This window comes from Streptomyces niveus (genome assembly GCF_001723055.1).
GTDB classification, from domain to species: Bacteria; Actinomycetota; Actinomycetes; order Streptomycetales; family Streptomycetaceae; genus Streptomyces; species Streptomyces niveus.
This window is the reverse complement of record NZ_MDCR01000239.1, coordinates 1-7,316: the sequence shown is the minus strand read 5'-3', so window position 1 is coordinate 7,316 and position 7,316 is coordinate 1. Positions and strand designations below refer to the sequence as shown.

At 71.0% G+C, this 7,316-nt stretch carries 7 protein-coding genes; 2 read left to right on the top strand and 5 right to left on the bottom strand.

Annotation, left to right across the window (positions count from 1 at the left end; genetic code table 11):
* Window positions 1-930 (bottom strand): DUF5685 family protein (locus BHU15_RS25605; protein ID WP_069629346.1); only part of this gene is annotated, 930 nt, incomplete at its 3' end.
* A gap of 276 nt (window positions 931-1,206) precedes the next feature.
* Here BHU15_RS25605 and BHU15_RS25600 point away from each other — a divergent pair.
* Complete coding sequence (locus BHU15_RS25600) at window positions 1,207-1,641, top strand: cell division protein SepF (protein ID WP_023542700.1); 435 nt, start codon at window positions 1,207-1,209, stop codon at window positions 1,639-1,641.
* A gap of 35 nt (window positions 1,642-1,676) precedes the next feature.
* On the opposite strand, the gene BHU15_RS25595 is transcribed toward BHU15_RS25600, so the two are convergent.
* Window positions 1,677-2,876 carry an acyl-CoA dehydrogenase family protein gene (locus BHU15_RS25595; protein ID WP_069629345.1) on the bottom strand — a complete coding sequence of 400 codons (1,200 nt, stop codon included), beginning with the start codon at window positions 2,874-2,876 and terminating at the stop codon, window positions 1,677-1,679.
* Between the two features lie 46 nt (window positions 2,877-2,922).
* A complete protein-coding gene (locus BHU15_RS25590) occupies window positions 2,923-4,644 on the bottom strand; it encodes an MFS transporter (RefSeq protein WP_079128368.1) in 1,722 nt (573 codons plus the stop codon).
* Between the two features lie 644 nt (window positions 4,645-5,288).
* Between BHU15_RS25590 and BHU15_RS25585 the strand changes: the two genes are divergently transcribed.
* Window positions 5,289-6,287, top strand: coding sequence for a phosphatase PAP2 family protein (locus tag BHU15_RS25585; RefSeq protein ID WP_069629344.1), 999 nt, complete (start codon window positions 5,289-5,291; stop codon window positions 6,285-6,287).
* Between the two features lie 93 nt (window positions 6,288-6,380).
* On the opposite strand, the gene BHU15_RS25580 is transcribed toward BHU15_RS25585, so the two are convergent.
* Window positions 6,381-6,590: an I78 family peptidase inhibitor gene (locus tag BHU15_RS25580; protein ID WP_069629343.1), complete on the bottom strand. Its 210-nt coding sequence runs from the start codon at window positions 6,588-6,590 to the stop codon at window positions 6,381-6,383.
* Between the two features lie 391 nt (window positions 6,591-6,981).
* The coding region (locus BHU15_RS25575) for a WYL domain-containing protein (protein WP_141726880.1) at window positions 6,982-7,316 on the bottom strand (335 nt) is incomplete at its 5' end.

Here is a 7,316-nt window from a genome sequence, read left to right as displayed (position 1 = left end):
GCCGTACGGGTTCCCGCCCTGCCCGCCGTACGGGTTCCCGCCCTGCGCGCTCGCCTGCCCCTGGTGCGCGCAGGAGGACGTCCCGAAGGCGCGGTCGACGGAGGTGCGCAGCTCGTGCGCGAGCAGCACGTGCGCCAGCTTGTCGTCGGTGAACTCCGCGTCGCGCAGCGCCAGCCGGATGCCGTGCAGCGCGTCGTCCGCGAGCCGGCGCGCCTCGGCGCGCGAGGTGCCGGTCGCCGTGAGCGGGTTCCAGGCACCCGACGCGGCGTCAGCTCCCTGGTCCTCCACGGCGTCCAGCAGATGCGCGAGGCGCCCGAAGAGCCGGCCCGCCTCGGCGAGCGGCGCCATGTTGCCCGGCCGGCCCGCGAGTACGGCGGTGTGCGCGAAGGCGGCGGCCGTGGCCGTCTCGGTCGGCTCGGTGACGGTGAGCAGCGAGGTGCCCGGCCCGGCGAGTGCCTCGATGCCGGTCTGCCGGTCCACCGCGTCGACGAGCACCGCCGTGTCGAACCCCAGCTCCGCGCCGGTACGCGCCCCCGCGCGGTCCCAGCCGCCGGCGATCCGGCGCGCGGCGAGCGCCACCGGCCGCCGCCTCAACACCCCGTCCCCGTCGGCGACGTGGTCCCGTACCTTCGCCGAGGCGAGCACCAGTGACACGGCCGCGGCCAGGCGTGCTCCCTCGCCTTTCGCGACCGGAGCGGTTCGCATTCCGCGAAGTGGGCAAGGGCCAGCTGTACGGCGCCGTCCGGTGCCGCGCTCGGCCTGAGCCTCCGTCAGAACGGAGACGATCAGGCCGTCATAGTTGGTGACGATGCGGGAGAACTGTCCGTGGTCCGAGCGAAGTGCCAGGCACAGCCCGCACAGATGAGCCATCCACTCTGTCTTGAGTCCTTCCGTGAGCCGATGGCTGCAGGGCCTCACAATTCCGAACACGACGATCCCCCAGGTGTCGTTCGACGATGCGCCGGGCATCGTACAGAGCCGCCCGGTTCACCCGTACGTCCCCACCGTCACCCGTCTGGCTGGACTTTCATATTTTCATTACGTCAGGGCCTGTACGCAGGAGGAAACCTGACGAAACGCCATATCTTCTGCACCAGTACCGTCACGAACCCCCTGCGCGGCGACAATCCACTTGGCGCGCAATCCGCATCATGGACAACCATAGGGATGCGGAACCACAAGCGACCGCGGTGAAAGGAGGCGTCCATGGGATCGGTGCGCAAGGCGAGTGCCTGGCTGGGCCTCGTTGAGGACAACGACGAGCGTTACTACGACGACGAGTACTCCGAGGGTGCCGAGAGCAACGAGGCCTGGAAGACCGATCCGCGGGTGCGGATCGCCGCCGAGGCCGCTCCCGAGCAGGAGCGCAGGATCGCCACCGTCTCGCCGGAGAGCTTCCGGGACGCGCGTGGCATCGGCGAGCTGTTCCGGGACGGTGTCCCCGTCATCCTGAATCTCACCGCCATGGAGCCCGCCGACGCCAAGCGCGTGGTCGACTTCGCCGCCGGACTGATCTTCGGTCTCCGCGGCTCGATCGACCGGGTCGCCACCCGGGTGTTCCTGCTGACCCCCGCCGACACCGAGATCGTCAGCGGGGAGTCGAAGGTCCACGGGCGGGACGGCTTCTTCAACCAGAGCTGAGCGAGGCGCTCACCGGCTCACATCCGGTCACGTCGTCACCGGAACGCGTCCAGACCGGTGAGTGCCTTGCCCAGTACCAACTGGTGCATCTCGACGGTGCCCTCGTAGGTGAGCACCGACTCCAGATTCGTCGCGTGCCGCATCACGGGATATTCGAGTGAGATCCCGTTGGCGCCGAGGATCGTGCGCGAGGTACGGCAGATCTCGATCGCCTCCCGCACATTGTTGAGCTTGCCGAAGCTGACCTGCTCGGGAAGCAGTCTCCCGGCGTCCAGGCGCCGGCCGAGATGGTGCGCGAGCAGGATTCCCTTGTGCAGTTCGAGCGCCATGTCGGCGAGCTTGGCCTGGGTGAGCTGGAAGCCCCCGATCGGCCTGCCGAACTGTTCGCGGATCTTCGCGTAGTCGAGCGCCGACTCGAAACTGGCGCGCGCCGCCCCCATCGAACCCCAGACGATCCCGTAGCGGGCATGGCTCAGACAGCTGAGCGGACCGCGCAGACCGGTGACCTCGGGGAGTACGGCGTCGGCGGGCAGCCGTACCTCGTCCATGACCAGTTCGCTGGTGACCGAGGCGCGCAGCGACCACTTGTGCTTGATCTCGGGCGCCGAGAAGCCGGGGCTGTCGGTCGGCACGAGAAAACCACGAATACCGCCGCGCCCCTCGTCCGTCCCCGCCCAGACCACCGCGACGCCCGCGACCGAGCCGTTGGTGATCCACATCTTGCGGCCGGTGAGCACCCAGTCGGTGCCGTCGCGCTTGGCGTACGTGCGCATCCCGGCCGGGTCGGAGCCGTGGTCGGGCTCGGTGAGACCGAAGCAGCCGATGATCTCGCCGGCCGCCATGCCGGGCAGCCACCGCTGCTTCTGCTCCTCGGAGCCGAACCGGTGGATCGCGTACATGGCGAGCGAGCCCTGTACGGAGACGAGTGAGCGGATCCCGGAGTCGGCGGCCTCCAGCTCCAGGCAGGCGAGCCCGTACTGGACGGAGCTGGCGCCCGCGCAGCCGTAGCCCTGGAGCGACATGCCGAGCGCGCCGAGGGAGCCGAGTTCACGGCTCAGCTCGCGGATGCCGGGCAGCTCGCCGCGCTCGTACCACTCGGCGATGTGCGGCATGACCCGGTCGGCGGCCCAGGAGCGCACGGTGTCGCGCACGGCCAGGTCCTCGGGCTCCAGCAGGTCGTCGATGCCGAGGGGGTCGCGCGGGTCGAAGGGCGGACGTTTCGAGGGTGCGGACATGGTGACTGCCTCCGGCGGCTCGCGGATGTCAGTAAAACTAGCAGCGCTAGTTACGCTCGGCGCCGAGATTACGGCGCAGGGCCGGGGCCCGTCCAGACCCGCCGCCGCGCGGGGCCCGCCGGCTCACCGGTCCGTCGGTCCCGGTCCCGGCCCGCGCCGCCGGTACGCCCGCCCCCGCCACGTCGTCCCGCTCGCCCCGCGGCGGCGCCCCGCAGTCCATCACCCGGGGCAGCCGCAGCGCCGCCACCGCGCCGAGCAGCAGCAGGGCGGCGCTGACCAGGAGCGTGACATGCAGACCGTGCACGAAGGAGTGACGCGCCGCGATACGCAGGGCCTCCCCCGCCGGACCACCCAGCTGGGCGGCCACCTGGTACGCCTGGCCCAGCGAGTTGGCTGCGGCCGATCCCGCCGCAGCCGGCACCCCGTCGACCGCCCCCGACGACAGGGCGGGCGCGTAGGCCGCGTTCATGACGCTGCCGAGCAGCGCGATGCCCATGCCCGCGCCGAGCTGGTACGCCGTCTCGCCGATCGCCGCGGCGCCGCCCGCCTGTTCCGGCGGCGCCTCGCTGAGCATCGACTCGTACGCGCCGAAGAGCGTGGACTGGAGGCCGAAGCCGAGCAGTACGAAGGCCGTGGTCAGCAGCGCCGGCCGGTCGTGGTGGGCCATCATCACCAGCAGCAGCACGGCTCCCGCCGTGAGGACGAACCCGCAGGCGACCATCCGGCGCGGGCCGACGCGGCGCAGGGTGTACGAGCCGGTGGCGCCCGCCGCCATGGCGGCGAAGGTGAGCGGCAGCAGCCGCAGTCCGGTCTCCAGCGGGCTGAGCCCCAGCACCAGCTGGAGGTACTGGACGGCGATCAGCTCCAGCCCGACCAGCGCCAGCATCGCGAGGACGATGCAGCCGACGGAGGTCGCGAAGGTCGGCCGGGCGAACATCGTCACGTCTATGAGCGGATGCTTCCTGCGCCGCTGCCGCCGTACGAAGAGGAAGAGCAGCACCGCGCCCAGCAGCAGCGGTCCGAACGTCTTGACGTCGAGCATCGAGGCGCCCACACCGAGGCGTTTCACCCCGAGGACGGCGCCGAGCACCCCGGCCGCCGCCATGAGCGCGCCGATCACGTCCCACGGGCCGTCGCAGCCGCCCTTCGACTCGGGCAGCAGAAAGCGGCCGACGGGGAGGATCAGGGCCATCAGCGGCACGTTGATCAGGAAGACCGAGCCCCACCAGAAGTGCTGGACGAGGAATCCCCCGAGTACCGGCCCCGTCGCGGCGCCGACGGCGGCCACCGCCGTCCAGATGCCGATCGCCATGGCGCGCTCACGCCGGTCGGGGAAGACGGTACGGAGGATGGAGAGCGTCGCGGGCATGATCATCGCGCCGCCGACACCCAGCAGGGCGCGGGCGACGATCAGCATGCCGGGCGACCCGGCGAAGGCCGCGGCCACCGAGGCCAGACCGAAGATCCCGTAGCCGATGAGCAGCACCCGGCGCCGGCCGATGCGGTCGCCGAGCGTGCCGAAGAGGATCAGCAGCGCGGCGCATACCAGCGGGTAGGCGTCCACGATCCACAGCAGCTGGACGCCGCTGGGCCGCAGGTCCTCGGTGACGGCGGGAACGGCGACGTGCAGCACGGTCGCGTCGAGCGCGACGAGCAGCAGACTGACGCAGAGGACGACCAGGACGGCCCAGCGGTTGACGCCGCCGCCAGGGGCACCGCCGCCGACGGCGGCACGCAGCCGCGTTCCGGCCGTGGTGGTCCCTGACATCCGCGTACCTCCCAGTGAAGTCCCTCGCGCTCGGCGGACCAGCCGGGGACGGTGGCGGTCCCCCGAGGTCGTGTCTTCGAAGTCCCGCCTGGCCCGCGACGCCTCGTACGGCACCTCGCCGCGTTGTCGGAGTCGGCCAAGTACGCCCAGTACGAGTCCGATCCTCCGCCTTGCGATGCACCGCACCAGCCGCCGCCGGCCCCGCCCCGCGGGCGGACGGCGCTACGTCGAAGACACGCCCTAGGCGGCCCGGCATCGACGGGCGAGTGCGCCGACAGCGTACGCGAGTCGCCCGATACGGAACGTGGCCCAGCTCACCCGGCCCGGCAGGCGCGTCGGGCCCCCGCCGGACGTCGAAGTGTCGCGTACCGCGACGGGCGGCGGACGGCCGGGGTCGCCCCCGGCGCGGTCAAGCCCCGGTCAAGCGGTCGGAAAATTCCGCGCGACGTCGCGGTGAACTAATTCTGATGGGCACAAAGACTGTTACCCGGGCTCCCCGCCGCGGGCAATAGAGCGGAAGGTCACTCGCAATTGCGGAACGGCCTCGGATAAACAGCGATCCGAGACCTACTCCACATCACATCGTCATCACAAAGAGACTGGAACGACCGAGACGGCCGTTCACTCGCTGTAACGTCGATTGGGTGCGTACCGACATCTTCGCCCGACTGGACCGGGAGCCGGAGCCGCCGAAGATAGAGATCCCGCGGATGAGCCGTACCCGCGTGACTCTCTTCGGCGGGACTTTGGCGTTCTATCTCGCCATCGTCATCGCCGTTCTCGCCTCGTCCTGGCTGGTGACGCTGGACTGGAAGATCATGCTCTTCCGGCCGTACCAGCAGTGGCAGCAACTGCACGCGTTCCTGGACTACTTCGTGGTGCTCGGCCAGCGCGGCCCCACCGCCGTGATGATCGCCGCCTGGCTGGGCTGGCGCTCCTGGCGCCAGCACACGCTGCGTCCGCTGCTGGTCCTCGGCGCGTCGCTGCTGCTGCTCAACGTGACCGTGGGGGCGGTGAAGCTGGGCCTCGGCCGGCTCGGACCGCACTACGCGACCCAGATCGGCTCGGCCGAACTCTTCGCGGGCGGCGACATATTCCCCTCGGGACACACCGCGAACGCCGTGGTGACGTGGGGAATCCTGGCCTATCTGGCCACCACGCCGCGGGCCAGGCGCTATCTGTCGATCGGGTCGTCCGTGGTCGCGCTCGGTGTGGGCGCCACGACCGTCTATCTGGGCACGCACTGGCTGAGCGACGTGCTGCTCGGCTGGGTCGCGGGGCTGCTGATCCTGCTCGCCCTGCCGTGGTTCGAGCCGACGATCGCCCGGACCGAGACCGCGGTCCTCGCGGTGCGTGAACAGGTGCGGGCACGGTGGCGCGAGCGGCGCGGGACGGTCTCCGGGCCGGCACCGGCCGACGGGCCCTGGCCCGTGATAGTCCCTCAGCTCCCGGCGCAGGAGGACGAGGACGCGGGCCGCTCGACGGTCGGCACGGCCCACTCGGGGCGGGGCACCGCGGGCCGGAACACGACCGCGCAGCTCACCCAGCCCCGGCCGCACGCCACGGCGCGCTCCGAGCGGACGCCGACCACTCCGGCGGGCAGCCGCCGGCCGCCGCGCTCGCGGCCGGTCACGGGCGGCTGAGGCCCGGTCAGGACCGGGCAGGACGGCGGAAGACCCCGGCGCGTGCCGGGGTCTTCCCTTTTCGTACGGTCAATCGTGCGGTCAACTGCGCGGTCAGCCCAGCCAGCAGCGGATGACGGTGCCGTTCTCGACCTCGAAGTTCAGCCGCCCCTGGAGGAACTCCATGGTGATGATGGCGCCCGGCGGCAGGGCCCTGACGGTGGTCCAGCCGCGTTCACGCGCGATCCGCTCGGCCTCGGGGGCGGCCAGGCCCACATAGGAGTCGGGCACGTCGTCGGGCTGTGCCGGAGGTGTCGGTGTCATACGGCTCAGCGTAGGGCTTCCCGGCCGCATCGGCCCGGTCGGCGGCGGCACCGGAGAAGCGACGGCGGACGGTGACGGAAGGGCCGTGTCCGGCGGGCGGCCGGTCACCTTCCCCACGCACTTACGTACGATCACGGTCACACTTGTGTCACAGGATCACGACACATGTTCGGCGACTCCCACATGCCTTCGGGGCGCCGTTCACACATCAGCCGTAAGTAAGCGATAAGTAATTCGACAGACTCGAAGATCACCGTATTTTCCGGGCCCGGAATTCCCCCGTTCGACGGGCCGCCGGCATTTGACAGGCCGTATGGAATTCACCTCGCCCTCGCACAATCATGGGCGGTACGACACCTTCCGGATGGTGGTGGACGGGGCGGCTCCGGGGTTACGGAGCGTCCCCCAGCGCTCGCGAAAGGCGATCCCGCGCCGTCCTCATGTGCTCGGTCAGCTCCACCGGCTCGACCACCTCGAAGTCGACGCCGAGGAGCATCACGTGGACCACCATGACGTCGAGACCGCCCGCCCCGGTGCGCAGCAGACAGCTGTGCTCGTCGACCGGCTCCAGCACACCGGCCGACGGTGACACCAGCCGCGCCGCCTCCGTCGCGGACGCGTGCAGCCTGATGACCGCCGACTCGGCGTAGGCGCGGGTGGAGACACCCTCGGAGACGTAGGCGGCCAGATCGTCGGCGGGCGGCTCGCGGGGCGGGAAGCGGGGGC